This window comes from Streptomyces sp. NPDC050704 (assembly GCF_040654355.1).
Classification (GTDB): domain Bacteria; phylum Actinomycetota; class Actinomycetes; order Streptomycetales; family Streptomycetaceae; genus Streptomyces.
Window position 1 is genome coordinate 41,735 of sequence record NZ_JBFAHW010000016.1, and the last position, 20,650, is coordinate 62,384.

Below are 20,650 nucleotides of genomic sequence, written 5' to 3' on the forward strand. Positions count from 1 at the left end.
GGCCCGTCCGCTCAGCGGATTCCGGAGTCGGGGTGTTCGGCGTCCCATGCGTGGCGTGCCCTCGCGATCGAGTCGCGGTGTTCCGCCGACCAGTTGGCGAGGGCCTTGACCAGGTGGGTGAGGCTGTGGCCGCTCGCTGTGAGTTCGTACTCGACCTGCGGGGGCACCGTCGGGTACACGGTCCGGGCGACCAGCCCGTCCCGTTCCAGTCGGCGCACCGTGAGCGTCAGCATCCGCTGCGAGATGCCGGGGACGGCGCGCTGCAGTTGCCGGAAGCGGCGTACGCCCTGGGCCAGTTCGACCACGACCAGGACCGACCACTTGTCCCCGATCCGGTCGAGCACGTCGCGGATCCCGCAGTCCTCGTGCTCGTCCCCGCAGCTGACGACGGGTTCGGTGGTTACCTCTGTGTGCCCCACGGACATCAAAGTGCCTCCTTACGCGCTCCGGTGCGAAACCGCAGGATGGTCCCGGTTACCGAAGAGAACCTACCTGTGAACCTATCCGAGGAGACCCCTGATGATTCTGGTCACCGGTGCCGCCGGCGCCCTGGGCACGCTTGTCGCCGAGCGGCTGGCCGACCGCGACGACGTCGTCCTCGGCACGCGCGAACTCCCACGGGCCGGGGGCCGGTTGCCCGTGCGCCGCATCGACTTCGACGAGCCCGACACCCTGGCCGAGGGTTTCGAGGGTGTCGACGTGCTGTTGATGATCTCCGCGGGCTACGGCGAGGACGACACCGTCATGGCCCGGCACGGTGCCGCCCTCGACGCCGCGGAGACGGCGGGCGTGGGCCATGTCGTCTACACCAGCCTGACCGCCGACGGCGACCACCTCCCGTACGCCCTGCCGCACCGCTGGACCGAGCGGCGGCTCCGGGAGAGCGGGCTGGACTGGACGATCCTGCGCAACGGCCTCTACGCGGAGTTGCTGGCCTGGCTCGCAACGCCGTCGCCCGACGGGCGGATCACGGCCCCGCTCGGCGAGGGCAGGCTGGCCGCGGTCGCGCGCGCTGATCTGGCCGACGCGGCGGCGCGGGTGGCGGTGGAGGCCCCCGCCCATGCGGGCCGCGTCTACGAACTCGTCGGCGAGCGGGCCGTCGGCGGCACCGATCTGGCACAGGCACACGGCCCCCATGTCACCTACGCCCCGGAGACGCTCGCCCGGGCCCGCGCGCGCATCGCCGCCTCCGGCGCCGAGCCGTTCCAGGTGCCGATGCTGGTCGGCACCTACTCCGCCATCGCCGCCGGATTCATGGCCCGCACCGGTGGCGACCTGCGCCGACTGCTGGGCCGCGCACCCAGCTCACCGCTGGCGGCAGCCGGCGCCGTCACTGACGCTGTCGCCGCCGCTGACGCGTAGTCAGGCCCCCGTCACCGACGCCAGGTACGCGTCCGTCTTCTCGGGCTCGTAGAAGAAGTTCTCGAAGTCCGCCGGGTCGTTGAAGCCGTTGGCGAAACGGTCGGCCACCGGCGGGAGTTGGCCTGCCGCGCCGATCAGGTTCAGGACGTTCTCGGGCGGGGCGCCCAGCATGGCGTTCGTCCACTTCGTGACGTGCTGGGCGGTGTCCCAGTAGCGGTCGAACGTCTGCCGCATCCAGGCCTCGTCGAAGGGCCGGTCGCCGTGCGAGACGATCGAGTCGAGATACGAAGCGGCGCACTTGGACGCCGAGTTGGAGCCCTGGCCGGTGATCGGGTCGTTCGCCACGACCACGTCGGCGACGCCCAGGACCAGGCCGCCGCCGGGGAGGCGTCCGACGGGATTGCGGACGGTCGGCGTATAGCGCCCGGACAACGTGCCGTTCGCGTCGGTCAGTTCGACCTTCGTGGCCCGCGCGTACTCCCACGGCGTGAACCGCTCCATGAGTTCCAGGGTCAGGGAGAGGTGCTCGGCCGGGTCCTTGACGCCCTGGAAGACGTCCAGCGGGCCGCCGGGTATGCCCTCCAGGAAGAGGATGTCCGCGCGCCCGGAGGTGGTGAGGGTGGGCATGACGAAGAGTTCGCCCACGCCCGGGACCAGGTTGCAGCGGACCGCGTCGTAGTCGGGGTGCTCGGGGCGCGGGCCCAGGCCGTGGACGTACGCGACGGCCAGGGCGCGCTGCGGCGCCGTGTACGGGGAGCGGGCGGCGTCACGGCCGAACATCGAGACCAACTCGCCCTTGCCGGCCGAGATCAGCACCAGGTCGTACGTACGCGCGAAGAAGTCGAGGTCGGAGACCGCCGCACCGTGTATCACCAACTGGCCGCCGCGCTGCGCGAACGTCTCCATCCAGCCGGCCATCTTCACGCGCTGGTCGACCGACTGCGCGTACCCGTCGAGCCTGCCCACCCAGTCGATCGCCCGCTGCGTGGGGCCCGGGTCGTGCGAGCCGGGGGCGGCGACCGAGACTCCGAGTCCTTCGATCTTCGGGGCCTGGGACTCCCAGAAGTTCAGCTGGAGATCACGCTCGTGCTGCAGCCCCGTGTGGAACATGCACTGCGTCGACATGACCCGGCCGGCGCGGATCTCGTCCGCCGTCCGGTTCGACATCAGGGTGACCTCGTACCCGTTCGACTGGAGTCCGAGGGCGAGCTGGAGTCCGGACTGTCCGGCTCCGACGACGAGTATCTTCCGCATGCGGGTGGTGTCTCCTATGACCTGGACGACCTGAGTGACCTGGGCGACCTGTACGACCTGTGCGACCTGTACGTCGCTATTCGGGGCTGACTTCGAGCGCGTGCCCGACCAGGGCGAGGAGGGTCTCGACGACCGGGATCCGGCGGCGCGCGTCCATGATCATGACAGGTATGCGTGCGGGCACCGTGAGGGCCTCCCGCACGTCCTCCGGTTCGAACCGCTCGCTGCCGTCGAAGTGGTTGACCGCGACGACGTACGGTATTCCGCAGCTCTCGAAGTAGTCGAGCGCCGGGAAGCAGTCCTTCAGGCGCCGGGTGTCGGCGAGGACCACCGCGCCGATCGCGCCGCGCACCAGGTCGTCCCACATGAACCAGAACCGCTGCTGCCCCGGCGTGCCGAAGAGGTACAGCACCAGGTCGTCGTCGAGCGTGATGCGGCCGAAGTCCATGGCCACGGTGGTGGTCAGCTTCTCGGGCGTCGAACTGAGATCGTCGACGTCCTCGCTCGCCTGGGTCATCAGCGCCTCCGTCTGGAGGGGCGTGATCTCCGAGACGGCGGTGACCAGGGTGGTCTTGCCCACCCCGAAGCCGCCCGCCACCACGATCTTCGTGGCGATGGGGGCCCGCGTCCGGTCCTTCTGCCAGGCCTTCAACTCCTCGTCGAGTTCGACGAGTTCGGGGAAACGAAAGCCATCGGAGACGCGGGAGGCGTCAGAGACGACGGAGTCCACTCAGCACCCTTTCCAGCAGAGCGCGGTCCGGCTGCCCCGGGCCGTGCCCTGTTCCGTACACACGGATCTTTCCCTGGTCCGCCAGGTCGCTGATGAGCACCCGGACCACACCGAGCGGCATCCTCAGCAGGGCGGCGATCTCGGCCACCGTCCGCATCCGGCGGCAGAGTTCGACGATGGCCCGCATCTCCGGCATCACCCGGGTCGAGAGCGAGCCGTTCTCCAACTCCCGCCGCTCCTCCGGGGCTTCGAGCGCCGCCACGAACGTCTCGACGAGCAGGACGTGCCCGAAGCGCGTACGGCCGCCGGTCAGCGAGTAGGGGCGTACGCGGGAGGGTTTGCGGTCCGAGCCGCGGACCGGAAGCTTGGGCGTGCCGCTCAGGTCGCTCACTTGACGCCCTCCATCGGGTGGGCCTCGATCGACTGGCGCAGCTCGCTGCGGACCGCGGGGGTCAGGACGTGGCCGGCGCGGCCCACGAAGAGCGCCATGTGGTAAGCGACGACGCTCATGTCGCAGTCCGGGGTGGCGTGCACGCCGAGCAGCGAGCCGTCGCTGATCGACATGACGAAGAGGCCGCCGTCGTCCATCGCGATCATCGTCTGCTTGACGCCGCCGCCGTCCATCAGCTTGGCGGCGCCGAGGGCCAGGCTGCCGATGCCCGACACGATGGTCGCCAGGTCCGCCGCGGAGCCTCGGGGCCCTTTGGGTTTCTCCCTGTTCTCCCGTGCTGCCTGAGCGTTTCTCCCAGGGTCGGAGGAGAGCAGCAGCAGGCCGTCGGAGGAGACCACCGCGACCGACAGGAGTCCCGGCACCTCCTCGACGAGGTTCGTCAGCAGCCAGTGCAGATTACGGGCCTCGTTGCTCAGCCCGTAGGTACTCGGCGCGGTCAACTGCTTGCCTCCTCGACTGTGTCCCCCTGGGTTTCTACGGCATGTACGGCGGGCTTCTTCAGCTCCGACGTCTGTTCGGCGATCTCCGCTTCGACATCGCGGCGACCGTCGTTCGCGCCCCGGTGGAATCCGCCGAGCCTGCGGCGCAGCGCCTCGGCGTCGACGGCTCCCGCACGCGGCCTCGCGGCCGGCGGGGGCGCGGAGATCTTGGGGGTCCGCTTGGGCAGACCCTTGTCGGTGACCTGCTCGGACTCCTGCGGCCCGTCGTGACCGCGCCTGTCGGAGACCCGTTCATGGGCGTCGGGGCCGATGGCGTACGGGTCGTGAGCCTGCTGTGGCTCGGTGGTGGCCTGGGCGGGGATCCCGACGCCGGAGGCCTCTTCGGCCGGGGGCGGCGGCGGGATGAGCTCCATGGTCGTCTCGGGCCCTGGGGCCGCCTCGGAGGGCTCGGAGCTCTCGGAAGGCCCGGAGACCCCGGAGAACTCGAAAAGCCCGGAGGGCTCGTAGGACCCGGAGCTGTGCGCGGTATCAGAGGGCGTGAAGGCCTGGGAGGACTGTGAGCCCCGGAAGCTGTCGGAACTGCCGGAAGCCTCGGCGGTCTCCGAGAACTCCAACGGCTCCGCAGCCTCGGGAAGTTCGGCGGGCTCGAAGAACTCGGCCGTCCCAAAGTGCTCGGTGGTCTCGGCGTGCGGCGGCCCGGACTCCCCGCCCACGATCTCCGTCTCGTCGGCCTCCCGGCCCACGAGATCCGTAACACCGAACCCCCGGCCTACGGAGTCCTCGCGCACAGGATCCGTGGCGCCGAACCCCCCACGTACGGGATCCGCGTCCTCGGCCTCCCGACGTACGGGATCCGAGGCCCCAGCCTCCCCGCGTACGGAATCCGCGGCCCCGAACCCCCGACGTACGGGATCCGCGTCCTCGGCCTCCCGACGTACGGGATCCGTGGCCCCAGCCTCCCCGCGTACGGAATCCGCGGCCTCGAACCCCCGACGTACGGCATCCGCGTCCTCGGCCTCCCGACGTGCGGGATCCGTGGCCCCAGCCTCTCCGCGTACGGAATCCGCCGCCCCGAACCCCCGACGTACAGCATCCGCGTCCTCGGCCTCCCGACGTACGGCATCCGCGTCCTCGGCCTCCCGACGTGCGGGATCCGAGGCCCCAGCGTCCCCGCGTACGGAATCCGCGGCCCCAAACTCTCGACGTACAGGCTCCTCGCGTGCCGGATCCGAAGGGTCGAACTCCCGGCGTACGGAGTCCGTAGCCCCGGCCTCCCGGTCTGCGGACTCCCCGCGCACGCCCTGCTCGCTTGCGGGCTCCTGGCCTGCGGGCCGGTCGGCGGCGGCCGCTTCGCGCGTGGACTCTTCGCGTACGGGCTCCTCGCGTACGAGTTCCTCCGCGCCGGCGTCCGCACGGGCGGTCTCCTCCGCTGGGGAGCCCTGGCCGGCGGCGCCCGTGTCCCGCAGTGAGTTCTCCGCCGCGGCGATCAGCGGGTCCCGGCCCGAACGGCTGGGCAGGACATTGGAGTTGACCTCCGCGTTCGCTCCCGGGAGGGACATCGTGGAGGCGCTCCCGGCCGGGCCGGCGGTGGTCGCCGAGGGGACGGCGACGGACGGCGCGGCGGCGAGCAGCGCCTTGGGCAGGACGACGACCGCCGTGATGCCGCCCTGCTTCTGCTCCCGCAACTGCACCCGCAGGCCGTGCCGGTGGGCGAGCCGGGCCACCACGTACAGGCCGAGCCCGAGCCCCTCGCCGCTCTCCTGCTCGAACCCGCCCTCGGCGTCGAAGTCCGCGAGGCGGGCGTTGAGCTGGCCGAGCCGGTCGCCGGTCATGCCGATGCCCTCGTCCTGGACGGAGAGCATGACCTCGCCGCTCTCCAGGAGCCAGCCGGAGACCTCGACGGGGATGTCCGGCGGCGAGAACGACGAGGCGTTCTCCAGGAGTTCGGCCAGCAGATGGCTGACGTCGTCCGCCGCGAACCCGGCGAGGTGCGCGTGCGGCGGCAGCGCGGCGATCCGTACCCGCTCGTACCGCTCGATCTCGCTGACGGCGGCCCGTACGACGTCGACGAGCGGGACCGGTCCTGGGTGCTGGTGGCCGTGCTCGGCGCCCGCGAGGACCAGCAGGTTCTCGCTGTGGCGGCGCATGACGGTGGCGAAGTGGTCGAGCCGGAAGAGCGTGGCGAGCCGCTCGGGGTCCTGCTCGCGCTCTTCGAGGCCCTCGATGACGCCGAGTTGCCGCTCGACGAGACCGAGGGTGCGCAGGGCGAGATTGACGAAGGTGCCCTGGACGCTGTCCCGGACCCGCTCCAAGTGGGCGGTGGCCTCGGCGAGTTCGGTGCGGAAGTGGTCGCGTTCGTCGGCCATCTTCTGGCGCTGGCCGATGAGGTGCTTGCGGTCGCCCTCCAGGGTCGTCAGCCGCTCCTGGAGCGCGCGGGCGTGCGCGTGCAGCGCGTTGACTGACCGTACGACCTGGGCGAACTCGTCGTTGCGGCCGGTGAACTTGACCGGTTCCACGGTGGCCGGTTCGGCGGCGAGGCGGGCCGAACCGAGGCGCAGGACGGCCAGCGGGCGGGTCAGCGTACGGGCCATGGCCGTGGAGACGCCGACGGCGAGCAGCATCAGGGCGCCGAGGAGCGCGATACGGATCTCCAGCGCGGTGACGTCGTCGTCGCGCAACTGGGCGAGTTCCTTGGCCCGTTGGGTGTTGAGGGACGCCTCGACGCCGCGCATCAGCTCGACACGGGCGGACAGCGCCGCGTCCAGCTTCTTGGTGCCGGTGCCGAGTTCGCCGTCCGAGAGGGTGGGCTGGTCGGCGAGGTCGGTGAGGTACTTCTCGGCGGAGGTGACGTCCGGGCCGGTCACCGTGGAGTCGTACGAGGCGCGGTCGGTCTTCGGCGCGGCGCCGTGGAAGTCGGCGAGGGCCGCCTGCTCACGGACGTTGGCCTGCTGCGCGGCGGCACTGAGCGCGTCGCGCTGCCTGGTCTGGGCGGCGGACGACGTGGTGGTCGTGACGGGCAGCCCGGTGATGGGGTCCGTGGTCGTCCGGGTGGAGGTGGGCACGTTCAGGGCCGCGAGGAGCAGACCGCGGGCGGCGGCGGCCTGCTGGACGGCGGTGTCGAGGTCGGCGAGGGCGTGCGCGCCGGCGCCCGCGCGGGGCGGGATCTGCTCGGCCAGCTCCTCGGCGAGGCCGTGGAGTTCGGCGAGGACGGCGGAGTACGACCGATGCGCTTCGAGAGCACTGCTCTCTCCGGTGAGCGCCGCTCTGCGCACGGTGGCGATGCTGTCGAGGGACTTGCGGAACGCCGCGGGGGCCTCGGCCTCGACGGCCTCCGCCCGGAGCTCCTCGACCTGCCGGTCGACCCGGGCGCTGCGCCGCTCCGAAGGGCCCTCGCCGTCGGGCCGGCCGGCCGCGAGGTAGGAGGTGACCTCGTCGCGTTCGTCGGCCAGCGAATGCGCGAGGGCCAGCGCGTCCTGGGTGCGCTCGGCGAGCGTCACCAGGTTCTGGGAGTCGTTCAGCTCACCGGAGGCGGCGATCACGGACGGGGCGCCGGCTCCGGCGATCGCGGCGGCCACGACGGCGACGGCGATGATCAGCCGGCTCCGTACATGAGCGGGGCGGCCGCGGCCCGCGGGGTCGGGAGTGTCCTGCGCGGCCGATGAGTTCGGCGTGCGCCCGGAGGCCTCACCCGAGGCCGACTGCCTGCCTTTGCGCCGAGGCCGCATCATCTGCACCGGTGCTCGCATTCTTGACTCGTGTCCCGATGGGCCCGGGTGACGATTCGTCAACTCGAGTGTCGTCCCGGTACGGCTCCCGACCCTCCCAGTGCCGGTGGGCAGTGGTCGCGCATCGCCTGACCCGCCACACGAAGGAGTGAACATCGCCGGGGAGCGGCCCGGCAAGTTCCTGTGGCGCATGCGACACCCTTGCGCGGAGGGCCGGTTGGACGTCCACGGCGACCGGTGGCAAGATGCGCCGCCACGCTTCACCGGAGTTGATCATTCCATCCCAAACCAGGCGCCTGACCTGCTAGTCAAGGCCAATTGGGCAGTGGTTGCCAGCCTTTGGCGGAGCTTGTGAAGGCCTCGTGCAGACTGGCCGGATGCGCACGGAACTGATCTCGGTACCCGGTGACCCTGCCCGCCCCGACGAGGACTACGCATCGGTCGGACTTCCGGCCTCCGGACAGGGCGGTTCGCTCGTCGTCCTGGACGGCGTGACACCCCCGGCCACCGATGCCGGCTGTCTGCATTCCGTCCCGTGGTTCACGGCCCGGCTCGGCGGCGCACTGGGTGAACTGTCCGTTTCGCGAAGAGATTTGACACTCAGTGAGGTACTGGGGCACGCCATCGCGCGTACCGCCGACGCCCATCGAACCACCTGTGACCTTTCTCACCCACGCACCCCACAGGCAACAGTGGTCCTGGCCCGCTGGTCGCCGGAGTCCGTCGAGTACCTGGTCCTCTCGGACTCGGTCCTCCTCGTCGAATCCCCCACCGGCACGGTCACCCCGCTCCTCGACGACCGCCTCTCCCGCGTCCCCCGCGCCGCCCTGACCACCCACGCCGTCACCGACGCGACCCTCCGCAACAAGGAGGGCGGCTTCTTCACAGCGGCGGCGGACCCCTCGGTGGCGGCCCGCGCGGTGGCAGGGGTACTCCCGCGCACCGACGTCCGCACCCTGACCGCCCTGACGGACGGCGCGACCCGCTGGGTGGAAAAGTTCCAGGAGGGCGACTGGACAGCCCTCCTCACCCTCATCCGCAAGGAGGGCGCCCAGTCCCTGATCGACCGAGTACGGGCCCTGGAACTGGCCGACACGGACGGGGTGTTCCTGGGCCGAAGCAAGCGGCACGACGACGCGACGGTGGCATACGTGGAGCTGTAGGCAGGGGCCGCCAACGGCGCGCCCCAAAGGGGCGCGGGGAACTGCGCGACCAGCCCCCACCGCCCCGCAGCCAAAAAACCCACCCCCAAGCGGAGCACCAACGCGGAGCACCTACGAGGAGCGTTCAACCCCCCGGTTCAACCGGTGCAGCAACCGAGCCAATTCAGCCACCTCCGCCCGATCCCACCCCGCCAACTCCCTTACGTACCGCGCCCGCCGCGCACCCCGCACACGACGGAACCGCACCCGCCCCTCCTCCGTGAGATGAACGAGCCACGCCCTCCCGTCCGCGGGGTCGGGCTCACGGGCGACAAGCCCGAGCGCCTCCAGCGCCCGCAGCTGCCGCGACATCGTGGCCTTGCCGATACCGATGTACGCGGCGAGTTCGGTGGCACGCTGACGACCGCACTCCTCCAGCCGCACGAGGAGGCCGTACGCGGAGGACTCCAGGTCGGGATGGACCTCGCGGACCATCTCGCCGGAGGAGGCCCGGGCACGCCGCAGAAGGACCGTCAACTCGCGTTCCAGCGCCAGGAACTCCTGGTCAACACCGTCCTGGTCCACACCAATGCCCGGCAGGCCGGATTCCGCCCGGTGCTCCTCGCCGTTTCCGTCCTCGTTTCCGTCCCCGTGTCCGTCCTCGTGCACGTCAGCACCCATGATCCGGTCGTCCCGATCCCGAAAGTCTTCGCCCAAAACCGCCATTGCCGCAGCTGGGCCAGTATTTCGCATCCGCGGTCGGCCGCCGACTGACGCCTCCGTACGCGGAAGGCCCGGGCCCCTCGCGAAGAGGGACCCGGGCCTTCCTGCACCGGTGGCGCCCGTCACGCCGCCACCGGAACCTCCGGAACCGCACCGTTCGTCGCCGGGGACAGCGCCAGCTCCAGCACCTGCCGGACGTCCGTGACCGCGTGGACGTCGAGCTTCTCCAGGACCTCGGCCGGGACGTCGTCCAGGTCGGGCTCGTTGCGCTTCGGGATCACGACGGTCGTGACCCCGGCCCGGTGGGCGGCAAGCAGCTTCTGCTTGACGCCGCCGATCGGCAGCACCCGTCCCGTGAGGGAGACCTCACCGGTCATGGCCACATCCGTACGGACCAGCCGGCCGGACAGCAGCGACGCCAGGGCCGTCGTCATCGTGACGCCCGCGCTCGGGCCGTCCTTCGGGACCGCGCCCGCCGGGAAGTGGATGTGCACGCCCCGGTCCTTCAGGTCGGCGACGGGCAGTTCCAGTTCGGCGCCGTGCGAGCGGAGGAAGCTCAGCGCGATCTGCGCCGACTCCTTCATGACGTCGCCGAGCTGCCCCGTGAGGGTCAGACCCGCCGCGCCGGTCTCCGGGTCGGCCAGCGAGGCCTCGACGAAGAGCACGTCGCCGCCCGCGCCGGTGACCGCGAGCCCGGTGGCGACACCCGGCACCGCCGTACGCCGCTCGGCCGGGTCCTGGGCGGACTCGGGCACGTGGTGCGGCCGTCCGATCAGCCCGCGCAGATCGTCCTCGCCGACCGTGAACGGCAGCTTCCGCTCGCCGAGTTCGTGCTGCGCCGCGATCTTGCGGAGCAGTCGCGCGATGCCCCGCTCCAGGTTTCGTACACCCGCCTCCCGGGTGTACTCGCCGGCGAGCTTGCGCAACGCGCTCTCGTCCAGGGTGACTTCCTCGGTTTCGAGGCCGGCCCGCTCCAGCTGACGCGGCAGCAGGTGGTCCCGCGCGATGACGACCTTCTCGTCCTCCGTGTAGCCGTCGAGGCGCACCAGTTCCATACGGTCGAGCAGCGCCTCCGGGATGGCTTCGAGGACGTTGGCCGTGGCCAGGAACACCACGTCGCTCAGGTCGAGTTCGACCTCCAGGTAGTGGTCCCGGAAGGTGTGGTTCTGCGCCGGGTCGAGGACTTCGAGGAGGGCCGCCGCCGGGTCGCCCCGGAAGTCCGAGCCCACCTTGTCGATCTCGTCAAGGAGGACCACCGGGTTCATGGACCCGGCCTCCTTGATGGCCCGGACGATCCGGCCGGGCAGCGCGCCGACGTACGTACGCCGGTGGCCGCGGATCTCCGCCTCGTCCCGTACGCCGCCGAGGGCGACGCGGACGAACTTGCGGCCCATGGCGTGCGCGACGGACTCGCCGAGCGAGGTCTTGCCGACGCCGGGCGGGCCGACGAGCGCGAGCACGGCGCCGCCGCGGCGGCCTCCGACGATCCCGAGCCCTCGGTCGTTGCGCCGCTTGCGCACCGCCAGGTACTCGGTGATCCGCTCCTTCACGTCCTCCAGACCGGCGTGCTCGGCGTCCAGGATCGACTTCGCGCCCTGGATGTCGTACTCGTCCTCGGTGCGCTCGCTCCACGGCAGTTCGAGCACGGTGTCGAGCCAGGTCCGGATCCAGGAGCCCTCGGGCGACTGGTCGCTCGACCGCTCCAGCTTCTCGACCTCCTTGAGCGCGGCCTCGCGGACCTTCTCCGGCAGGTCGGCGGCCTCGACGCGGGAGCGGTAGTCGTCGCCCTCGTCCTCGCCGCCCTCGCCGTTGATCTCACGCAGTTCCTTGCGCACGGCGTCCAGCTGCCGCCGCAGCAGGAACTCGCGCTGCTGCTTGTCCACGCCTTCCTGCACGTCCTTGGCGATGGACTCGGCGACGTCCTGCTCGGCGAGGTGCTCGCGCAGCTGCTCGGTGGCGAGCTTCAGCCGGGCCACCGGGTCGGCGGTCTCCAGGAGCTCGACCTTCTGAGCGGTCGACAGGAACGGCGAGTAGCCGGAATTGTCGGCGAGCGCGGACACGTCGTCGATCGCCTGGACGCGGTCCACGACCTGCCAGGCGGCGCGCTTCTTCAGCCAGTCGGTGGCCAGCGCCTTGTACTCCTTGACCAGCTCGGTCACGGAGCCGGGCAGCGGGTCCGGCACGGTCTCCTCGACCGCGATCCCCTCCACCCACAGGGCGGCGCCGGGGCCGGTCGTACCGGCGCCGATGCTCACCCGGCCGCGGCCGCGGATCAGGGCGCCCGGGTCACCGTCGGCGAGGCGTCCCACCTGCTCGACCGTGCCGAGCACGCCCGTGTTCGCGTACGTCCCGTCGATCCGTGGAACAAGCAGCACCTTCGGCTTGCTTCCTCCACTGGAACCGCTGGAACGTGCGGCGGCCTGGGCGGCCTCCACCGCGGCCCGTACATCGGAATCGTTGAGGTCCAGGGGCACCACCATTCCGGGCAGCACGACCTCGTCGTCGAGCGGCAGCACGGGCAGGGTGAGCGGTGCGGACGTCAAAGCCATGATCTCCCCTTAGGCAGTCAAGTTGAGTTATGCCGACTCAATGCACATGAGCCTCCGATTGTTCCCGGGGGAGGGCGGCGTTCGCTGTCAGCGATCAGTCTTGGTCGGCGAGCGAACGCATCACCCGGGCCGGGCGTCATAGGTGCGGTGTCGGATCCGGACACCGTTGTCTGCCTTGCTGTCTTCCTTGGGGGCATCATGCGAATCGTCAAACGGACCAGGCCGGTCAGGCCGGCCGGGCTCGTTGTCGCGCTCGGCCTGTTCGTCGTGGGGGTCACCGGATGCGGCAGTGAGACCCTGACCGGCGCGGGCGGTGGCGACCGCGCTCAGCAGGTCGCCGACGCCTGGGAGGGCTCGGACGCGGCGCGGCTGTGGCGGGAGGGCTACTTCCCGATGGGTGAGGCGGTCCAGCTGCCCGATGGCGCCTTCCGCAACGAGGCCGACAAGCGCGCGTACACGACCCAGAACTTCGAGCTGCGCGGCTCGCTGCCCGACGAGGCGCTGAAGAAGGGGCAGGTCCGTTGGCGCGACGGCGACTCGCTGCCCGTTTCGGTCGCCTCCGCGCAGGCGGCGTACGAGAAGCTCGCGCGGGGCGGGAACAGCGGTCCGCGTCTCACCGTGACCGGCGCCCGGCTCGGCGACATGGCCATGTTCACCAGCCGCGGCATGGCGAAGGTCCCCGCCTGGCACTTCACCGTGAAGGGATACGACACTCCGCTCAAGCGCGCCGCGGTCGCCCCCTCGAAACTCGCCCGGTCGCCGATCAAGGCCCTGCCGCGGGACAAGGCCTCGGCCGAGCTGTCGCCGCTCGCCGGACTGGTCACCGTGGCGAAGGACGGCCGGACTCTCACCGTCCGTGCCGAGCACGGGTCCTGCGACGACGGCCCTGCCGTGGACGTCCTGGAGGGCGAGGACAACGTGGTGTTCTCCGGCTGGATCCGCGGCGTCTCCGACGGACCCTGCACGATGGACCTGCGCTTCAAGAAGGTGACGGTGAAGCTGGACCGCCCGCTCGACGACCGTATGGTCCTCGACGCGTTCACGGGCCGGCCCGTGCCTTACGCGGCTCCTCCGGGCTCCCTGTCACCGACCTGGACGTGACAGACGGAACTACGGGACGACGGGCGACGGCTACGGCTACGGCAGGGCCTGCTCGGTCCAGATGATCTTCCCGGTGCTGGTGTAGCGGGTCCCCCAGCGCTCGGTCAGCTGGGCGACGAGGAAGAGCCCGCGCCCGCCCTCGTCCTCCGTTCTGGCGCGGCGCAGCCGGGGTGAGGTGCTGCTGCCGTCGGAGACCTCGCAGATCAGCGCCCGGTCGCGGAGCAGCCGGAGCTGGACGGGTCCTGTCGCGTGCCGGATGGCGTTGGTGACCAGTTCGCTGGCGACCAGTTCGGTGGTGAAGGCCAGGTCGTCCAGGTCCCATGCGGCCAGTTGCCTGGTGACCTCGGCGCGGGCGCGGGCGACGACCGCCGGGTCGCTGGGCAGCTCCCACTGCGCGACCTGTCCGGGGCCCAGGGCACGGGTGCGGGCGACGAGCAGGGCGATGTCGTCCCTCGGGCGGACCCGGCGAGCCGGCAGCAGGGCGTCGAGTACCGCTTCGCAGGTCTCCTCCGGTGGCCGGCCGGCCGAGGCGAGGACGCCGCGGAGCCTTTCGAGCCCGTCGTCGATGTCGCTGAGCCGGTCCTCGACCAGACCATCGGTGAAGAGCACCAGCTGGCTGCCTTCCGGGAGCTCCAGCTCGACGGTTTCGAACGGCATGCCGCCGACCCCGAGCGGTGGCCCCGAGGGCACATCGAGGAACTCCACGGTGCCGTCGGGGCGTACGAGCGCGGGCTGCGGGTGGCCGGCGCGGGTGAGGGTGCAGCGCCGGGACACCGGGTCGTAGACCGCGTACAGGCAGGTGGCGCCGATGACCCCGGCGTCGAGTCCGGTGCCGTCGCCCGCCTCCCAGCCCTCGCCCCCGTCGAGCCGCCCGACCAGGTCGTCGAGGTGGGTGAGGAGGTCGTCGGGGGGCAGGTCGAGGGAGCAGAAGTTGTGGACGGCGGTCCGCAGCCGGCCCATCGTGGCGGCGGCGTGCAGTCCGTGGCCGACCACGTCGCCGACCACCAGCGCCACCCGGGCGCCGGACAGCGGGATGACGTCGAACCAGTCGCCGCCGACACCCGCGTGCGCGGGCAGGTAGCGGTACGCGACGTCGACGGCGTTCTGCTCGGGCCGGCCCCGGGGCAGCAGGCTGCGCTGCAGGGCCAGGGCGGTGTTGTGCTCGCGGGTGAACAGGCGGGCGTTGTCTATGCAGATCGCCGCGCGGCCGACCAGTTCCTGGGCCAGCGACAGGTCGTCGTCCTCGAAGGGGACGGGCTTGTCCGAGCGGTAGAAGCTCACGACGCCGAGGGTCACCCCGCGGGCCCGCAGCGGCACCGCGATCAGCGAGTGGATCCCCGCGGCGAGGGCCCGCTCGGCACCCGCCGGGTCCTGGGCGATCCAGCCGCCGGCGTCGGCGAGCACCGGTTCGAGTACGGGTCGCCCGGTCTCCAGGCAGCGGGCCTGCGGCGTGGCCGGGATGTACCGGACGGGGTCCCCGACGCCGTGCAGTCCGTCCAGATGCGGCCCCTCACGGACGGCGCCCAGCGCGACCCGGCGCAGGCCTGTGTCGGCGCCGACCGACTCCGGCTCGTCGCCTCGCAGGACGGAGTCCGGCAGATCGACGGCGACGAAGTCGGCGAACCGGGGCACCGACACCTCGGCCAGTTCCTCGGCCGTGCGGGTCACGTCGAGGGCGGTGCCTATCCGGACGCCGGCATCGTGCAGCAGCTCCAGTCGCCGGCGGGCCAGCACAGCGAGTTGTCCGACACCGGGTTCACCGACGAGCAGCCAGCCGTCGGCGCCACCGCGTTCGGCCTCGGCCTCGGCCTCGGTCTCGTCCGTGCCCAGGGCTTGCGGCTGCGGCTGGGGCTGGGGCAGAACGACGGTGGTGGCCATCCCGGCCGTGTCCCCGTTGACGGTCGCGGCCGCCTCGACCGCCTCGGCCGTGTCGCCGTTGACGGTCGCGGTGGGCATCCCGGCCAGGGACACCTTCGCGCTGTCGGCGGGGGTCGCGGCCAGTCCCGGCAGGCCGGCCTGAATCGCCTGCGCGGCCTGAACAGCCTGCGCGGCCTCGATGGCCCGAGTGGCCTGGATGACCTGCGTGTCCGCCACCGTCTGCGCGAGGTGGCGCAGTCGCGGGCCGCCGAGGATACGGGCCTCGACGACCACGCCCGCCTCGCCCGTCGCGCTCATGACCGGCCGGCGCAGCAGCGTGGCCACCCGGCCGCCGGACAGCGTCACCTCGTCGAGGGTCCGGTGCGGGGAGGCGATGAGTTCCTCGGCCTTGTCCCGCAGGACGGCGCGGTCGATACGGTCGATGCCCCGGGCGGCTCCCGCGTCGTCGGCGCCGGTCCGCGGGGGCCGCCCCGCGGACAGGTGGGCGCTGTTGGCCCGCCGGTAGGCGGCGAGGAGCGCCCGCTCCCGTTGCGTGGCTTGTTCCAGCAGCCGCTGCTCGATGTCCGCGACGGCCTCACGGACCAGGTTCAGCATGGCGGGGTCGGCGTCGCCGCGCAGACAGGTGAGATCGAGGATGCCCTCGATGCGCCCGCTGAACGGGTCCCGGACGGGTGCCCCGGCGCAGGCGAACGGCTGCATGCAGTCGGCGAAGTGCTCGCGGCCGAGGACCAGGCAGGCGCGCCGCTCCGCCAGCGCGGTGCCGATGCCGTTGGTGCCGGCGATCTGTTCGGCGAAGCCGAATCCGGGGGCGAACTGCACCGAGTCGAGACGCGCGTTCAACCCCGGGTCCGCGCCGCCCCGCTGGATCACCCGGGCCTTGGCGTCGGCGAGCACGACGGTCACCTTCACATCGGTGAGTGCCGACGTGAGCCGTTCGAACACGGGATTGGCCGCCGTCAGGAACCGGTCCTCCAGGCCCAGACCCTCCGCATAGGGGATCAGGAGCCGGTCGGACTCGAGGCCCGCGGACCGGCAGCGCTTCCACGAGTCGAGGATCGAGTCCCTGACGTCGGACTCGACCCGCGCCCCGGCCTGAAAACGTTCGTACGCACCGACGAGCCCGCCGATGTCGTCCCATGACGCGACGGACATCCGAACCACTTCCTACCCTGAAGTCGTTCCCGTCGCTCGCCGACGTCCGGCTTGTCGGGTGGGAGTTCCTTCAAGTGATTTCACGCTAACACCCAGCCGCCCAATGTGACGAAACTCATACCAACGGCCGGTTCGCCCGGTATCCTCCGGTCCGCCACCGCCGCACCGCCGGCCAGCTGGCGACCCCGATGGCCAGCGCCATCAGGTGCCCCCAGTTCGTCATCGGGTCCGTGAAAGCGACCAAATCCCCGACGACCACCCAGCCGGACACCCCGAGCACGGTCCAGCGCAGCCAAGGCGTCAGCAGCCCGGCCAGCGCGCCGACGCTCGCGGCGACGCCGAAGCTGATGCCGTAGTCGTAGCGGTGCAGCGAGCTTTCGGGGAGATGGCCGACGAGGACCGAGAGGCCGACGGGAACCTCCGTGGCCAGCGTCGCCAGGACGTGCCCCAACAGGAAGACACCGGCGGTACGCCACCCGCCGATCCGTCGCTCCAGGGCCGTGAGCACCAGCAGAAACGCGATCGCGTACGTCGAGGTGATCCCGCCCGCGACCCACAGCGCACTGGCGACGAGCACATGGACCGGGGACTGCGCCAGGTGCGCCACATCCGTACTGGACCCCTGGAGCACCCGCTCCACCAGATCCGCGTCGCCGTACTCGGTGAAGAGGGAGGTCAGGGCGAGGACGACGGCGTACCCGAGGGTGAAGGGGGTTCCGGTGGGGGTCGGGAGCACCCGCCAGGGACGGATGCGGCGGCGGCGCCGGACGGGGGCCGCCCGTGGACCGACTGCTGCGGCGGTCTCGCCGCCGTGCCCGTTCGCGCCCGCGCCCTCACTCTCGTCCCCGCCCTCGACGGTGACGGCACGCTGGCAGGGGATGCCGTCGAGCCCCGGAACGGGAGCGGCAGGCCCAGGCTCATGGACAGGGACAGAGGCATCGGGGACAGCGCAGGAACTCGCCTCCGCACCGCTCGTCCCACACCCGTCCACCTGGGACCCCTTCCGTCCCGCCCCACCCTCGGCTCCCCGCCATCCGCTGTCTATGACCGACGCCACGCACGGGCCGATTCACAGCGAACCCTCAGCCCGGCGCAATTCGGCTGCCTCTCCTGGGCGGACTTGACAGGATGGCTCCATGACCACCGCGTACGGCATTTCCCACGGCAGCCCTTTAGTCATCGACCGCCGCGAGGGACCGTACGGCGAGGTCGTGCTGCGTCGCCACGGCGAGCTGCTGCAGATCATCGCCAACGGCTGTTTCCTGATGGACACCTCCGACGGCCGCTCGGAGCGGCTGCTGGTCGACGCCGCGCTCGACGCGCTCGACGGGCGCCCCGGGCCGGACGTCCTGATCGGCGGCCTCGGCGTCGGGTTCTCGCTCGCACACGCTGCGGCGGACCACCGCTGGGGCCGGATCGCGGTCGTCGAGCGGGAGCGGGCGATCATCGACTGGCACCGGTCCGGGCCACTCGCCGAGCTGTCGTCCCAGGCCCTCGCCGACCCTCGTACGGAGATCGTCGAAGCCGACCTGGTCGACTACGTCAATGAGACATGCGACACGTACGACGCCCTGTGCCTGGACATCGACAACGGACCCGAGTGGACCGTCACGGAGGGCAACGACGGCCTCTACTCACCGGCCGGACTCGCCGCGTGCGCAAGGGTTTTGAGGGGTGGTGGGGTACTTGCGGTGTGGTCCGCCCGACCCTCGCCGGATTTCACGAAAACCTTGTGGAATGCCGGGTTCCACCGGGTGCGTACCGAAGAGATCCCGGTTGCCCGGGGCGTACCGGACGTCGTCCACCTCGGGGTCAGGCCTGGATAGCCGAGCGGTGGTCACTGCCCGTACCCTGCTGACCTGACGCGGATCATTCAAGCGTCAAGCGCAGTCATGGGATCACCCCACTGGTTCCGGAAAGCACACTTCAGGGGCGGGCGATGGAGCAGACACACACCTCCCACAACGGCACGGCGGCCACGCCGGGCGCACAGCGCCGAGTGCTGGTGGTCGAGGACGATCCGACGATCGTGGACGCCATCGCCGCCCGCCTGCGCGCGGAGGGCTTCCTCGTGCAGACGGCCGGGGACGGCCCCGCCGCCGTCGACACGGCCGAGGCCTGGCAGCCCGACCTGCTGATCCTCGACATCATGCTGCCGGGCTTCGACGGCCTGGAGGTCTGCCGCCGGGTGCAGGCGGCGCGTCCGGTGCCGGTGATGATGCTCACCGCGCGCGACGACGAGACGGACATGCTGGTCGGGCTCGGCGTCGGCGCCGACGACTACATGACGAAGCCGTTCTCGATGCGTGAGCTGGCCGCTCGCGTGCACGTGCTGCTGCGCCGCGTGGAGCGGGCCGCCCTGGCCGCGTCCACGCCCCGCTCCGGCATCCTGCGCCTGGGCGAGCTGGAGATCGACCACGCGCAGCGCCGGGTTCGGGTGCGCAGCGAGGACGTCCATCTGACGCCCACCGAGTTCGACCTGCTGGTCTGCCTGGCGAACACACCGCGTGCGGTGCTCTCGCGCGAGCAGCTGCTGGCCGAGGTGTGGGACTGGGCCGACGCGTCCGGCACCCGGACCGTGGACAGCCACATCAAGGCGCTGCGCCGGAAGATCGGCGCCGAGCGGATCCGTACGGTGCACGGCGTCGGCTACGCGCTGGAGACCCCGAATCCGTAGGGCTCCAGCGCTCCGGAGCTTCCTGGAGCTCTAGAGTTGAACACCCTGGCTGAAGGGGTAGATGCGATGAGCGGTCCTGACGCGTCGCGCAAGGGCACGGGCATTGGCTCAGGCGCGGGTTCGAGTTCGACTCCGGGTTCGGGTTCGACTCCGGGGCTGCCTCCGGGACCTCCCCCGGGACCGCCTCCGGGCTCTGTCTCCGGTTCCAACTCCGGCTCGGGGTCGGGCTCGGGCTCGGGCTCCAGTTCTGGTTCGAGCTCCTGGGGGGACGTACGCCCCTTCTCGATCAAGACGAAGCTCGGCACGCTCGTCGTCGTCTCGGTCTTCATCACCACCGGTCTGATGATGATGGCCGTGCGCACCGAGACCGAGCTGCGCTTCATCACGGTCTTCTCGATGATCGCGACGCTGCTGATCACCCAGTTCGTGGCGCACTCGCTGACCGCCCCGCTGGACGAGATGAACACCGTGGCCCGGTCCATCTCGCACGGCGACTACACGCGCCGGGTCAGGGGTGCCGACCGCCGCGACGAACTGGGCGACCTGGCCCAGACGATCAACCGCATGGCCGACGACCTGGAGGCCCAGGACCGTCAGCGCAAGGAACTGGTCGCGAACGTCTCGCACGAGCTGCGCACCCCCATCGCGGGCCTGCGCGCGGTCCTGGAGAACGTCGTGGACGGCGTCTCCGCCGCCGACCCCGAGACGATGCGCATCGCCCTGAAGCAGACGGAGCGTCTCGGCCGGCTGGTGGAGACCCTGCTCGACCTCTCGCGCCTGGACAACGGCGTCGTACCGCTGCGCGGGCGCCGCTTCGAGGTGTGGCCGTACCTGTCCGGCGTACTGAAGGAGGCCAACATGGTGTCCTCCGCGCGCGGCGGCATGGCCTCGGACTCCGGCAACCACACGCGTACGGACGTCCATCTGCACCTCGACGTGTCGCCGCCCGAGCTGACCGCGCACGCGGACCCTGAGCGGATCCACCAGGTCGTCGCCAACCTCATCGACAACGCGGTCAAGCACAGCCCGCCGCACGGCCGCGTCACGGTGAAGGCCCGGCGCGGCGTCTTCCCCGAGTCCCTGGACCTGGAGGTCCTGGACGAGGGTCCGGGCATTCCGCCCTCGGAGTGGCACCGGGTCTTCGAGCGGTTCAACCGCGGCGGAGTCGCGGCGCCGCACGGCCCCGGCAGCGACGGCGGTACGGGTCTGGGGCTCGCGATCGCCCGCTGGGCGGTCGATCTGCACGGTGGCCGGATCGGCGTGGCCGAATCCAAGCGGGGCTGCCGGATCCAGGTCACTCTTCCGGGAGCGCCATCGTTTGACAGGTTGACGTAGGGTTCGAAACGGAGCCCAAGATCCTAGAGTCCAAGATCAACGTGTGATCGGGCAGTAGGAGCAGCAGGACACGTGTCATCGTGCGGAGGCCCGGCCTTCCGCGACACTTTCCGGGACCGTCACTCCGGGTT

At 71.2% G+C, this 20,650-nt stretch carries 16 protein-coding genes; 6 read left to right on the plus strand and 10 right to left on the minus strand.

Annotation, left to right across the window (positions count from 1 at the left end):
• Window positions 1-11: 11 nt before the first annotated feature.
• Entirely contained in the window at window positions 12-425 is a 414-nt protein-coding gene (locus AB0I18_RS11780; RefSeq protein ID WP_363105262.1) for a helix-turn-helix domain-containing protein, read from the minus strand.
• Window positions 426-519: 94 nt separating this feature from the next.
• Between AB0I18_RS11780 and AB0I18_RS11785 the strand changes: the two genes are divergently transcribed.
• Window positions 520-1,362 (plus strand): NAD(P)H-binding protein, encoded by an 843-nt coding sequence (locus AB0I18_RS11785; RefSeq protein ID WP_363105263.1) that lies wholly within the window; start codon window positions 520-522, stop codon window positions 1,360-1,362.
• On the opposite strand, the gene AB0I18_RS11790 is transcribed toward AB0I18_RS11785, so the two are convergent.
• From AB0I18_RS11790 to AB0I18_RS11810, 5 genes are all read right to left on the minus strand, one after another.
• Window positions 1,363-2,616, minus strand: a complete 1,254-nt coding sequence (locus tag AB0I18_RS11790) for a styrene monooxygenase/indole monooxygenase family protein (protein ID WP_363105264.1) — start codon at window positions 2,614-2,616, stop codon at window positions 1,363-1,365. It lies immediately after the preceding gene.
• Window positions 2,617-2,692: 76 nt separating this feature from the next.
• On the minus strand, window positions 2,693-3,346 hold the full coding sequence (locus AB0I18_RS11795) for an ATP/GTP-binding protein (protein WP_363105265.1): 654 nt from the start codon (window positions 3,344-3,346) through the stop codon (window positions 2,693-2,695).
• Entirely contained in the window at window positions 3,327-3,737 is a 411-nt protein-coding gene (locus AB0I18_RS11800; RefSeq protein ID WP_363105266.1) for a DUF742 domain-containing protein, read from the minus strand. Before AB0I18_RS11800 ends, AB0I18_RS11795 begins: the two co-directional genes overlap by 20 nt.
• Window positions 3,734-4,237, minus strand: a complete 504-nt coding sequence (locus AB0I18_RS11805; RefSeq protein ID WP_363105267.1) for a roadblock/LC7 domain-containing protein — start codon at window positions 4,235-4,237, stop codon at window positions 3,734-3,736. The genes AB0I18_RS11800 and AB0I18_RS11805 overlap by 4 nt, the downstream gene beginning before the upstream one ends.
• A complete protein-coding gene (locus AB0I18_RS11810; RefSeq protein WP_363105269.1) occupies window positions 4,234-7,983 on the minus strand; it encodes a nitrate- and nitrite sensing domain-containing protein in 3,750 nt (1,249 codons plus the stop codon). Before AB0I18_RS11810 ends, AB0I18_RS11805 begins: the two co-directional genes overlap by 4 nt.
• A gap of 356 nt (window positions 7,984-8,339) precedes the next feature.
• On the opposite strand from AB0I18_RS11810, the gene AB0I18_RS11815 reads away from it, so the two are divergent.
• On the plus strand, window positions 8,340-9,125 hold the full coding sequence (locus AB0I18_RS11815) for a hypothetical protein (RefSeq protein WP_363105270.1): 786 nt from the start codon (window positions 8,340-8,342) through the stop codon (window positions 9,123-9,125).
• Window positions 9,126-9,236: 111 nt separating this feature from the next.
• Here the strand turns inward: AB0I18_RS11815 and AB0I18_RS11820 are convergent, their stop codons facing one another.
• Together AB0I18_RS11820 and lon are read right to left on the minus strand one after the other, a co-directional pair.
• On the minus strand, window positions 9,237-9,785 hold the full coding sequence (locus AB0I18_RS11820; RefSeq protein ID WP_363105271.1) for a MarR family transcriptional regulator: 549 nt from the start codon (window positions 9,783-9,785) through the stop codon (window positions 9,237-9,239).
• A 164-nt stretch (window positions 9,786-9,949) separates the two neighbouring features.
• Window positions 9,950-12,376 carry an endopeptidase La gene (gene lon, locus AB0I18_RS11825; RefSeq protein ID WP_363105272.1) on the minus strand — a complete coding sequence of 809 codons (2,427 nt, stop codon included), beginning with the start codon at window positions 12,374-12,376 and terminating at the stop codon, window positions 9,950-9,952.
• A gap of 198 nt (window positions 12,377-12,574) precedes the next feature.
• Between lon and AB0I18_RS11830 the strand changes: the two genes are divergently transcribed.
• Window positions 12,575-13,477, plus strand: a complete 903-nt coding sequence (locus AB0I18_RS11830) for a hypothetical protein (RefSeq protein WP_363105273.1) — start codon at window positions 12,575-12,577, stop codon at window positions 13,475-13,477.
• Between the two features lie 36 nt (window positions 13,478-13,513).
• On the opposite strand, the gene AB0I18_RS11835 is transcribed toward AB0I18_RS11830, so the two are convergent.
• Entirely contained in the window at window positions 13,514-16,507 is a 2,994-nt protein-coding gene (locus AB0I18_RS11835) for a SpoIIE family protein phosphatase (RefSeq protein ID WP_363105274.1), read from the minus strand.
• A gap of 115 nt (window positions 16,508-16,622) precedes the next feature.
• The gene (locus AB0I18_RS11840; RefSeq protein WP_363105275.1) at window positions 16,623-17,498 is read right to left on the minus strand and encodes a rhomboid-like protein; all 876 of its coding nucleotides are present in this window, start codon (window positions 17,496-17,498) and stop codon (window positions 16,623-16,625) included.
• Between the two features lie 145 nt (window positions 17,499-17,643).
• Here AB0I18_RS11840 and AB0I18_RS11845 point away from each other — a divergent pair, with 145 nt between their 5' ends.
• From AB0I18_RS11845 to AB0I18_RS11855, 3 genes are all read left to right on the plus strand, one after another.
• Window positions 17,644-18,333 carry a spermidine synthase gene (locus AB0I18_RS11845; RefSeq protein ID WP_363105276.1) on the plus strand — a complete coding sequence of 230 codons (690 nt, stop codon included), beginning with the start codon at window positions 17,644-17,646 and terminating at the stop codon, window positions 18,331-18,333.
• Window positions 18,334-18,446: 113 nt separating this feature from the next.
• Window positions 18,447-19,184, plus strand: coding sequence for a response regulator transcription factor (locus tag AB0I18_RS11850; RefSeq protein WP_363105277.1), 738 nt, complete (start codon window positions 18,447-18,449; stop codon window positions 19,182-19,184).
• Between the two features lie 66 nt (window positions 19,185-19,250).
• On the plus strand, window positions 19,251-20,519 hold the full coding sequence (locus AB0I18_RS11855) for a HAMP domain-containing sensor histidine kinase (RefSeq protein WP_363105278.1): 1,269 nt from the start codon (window positions 19,251-19,253) through the stop codon (window positions 20,517-20,519).
• Window positions 20,520-20,650 lie beyond the last annotated feature (131 nt).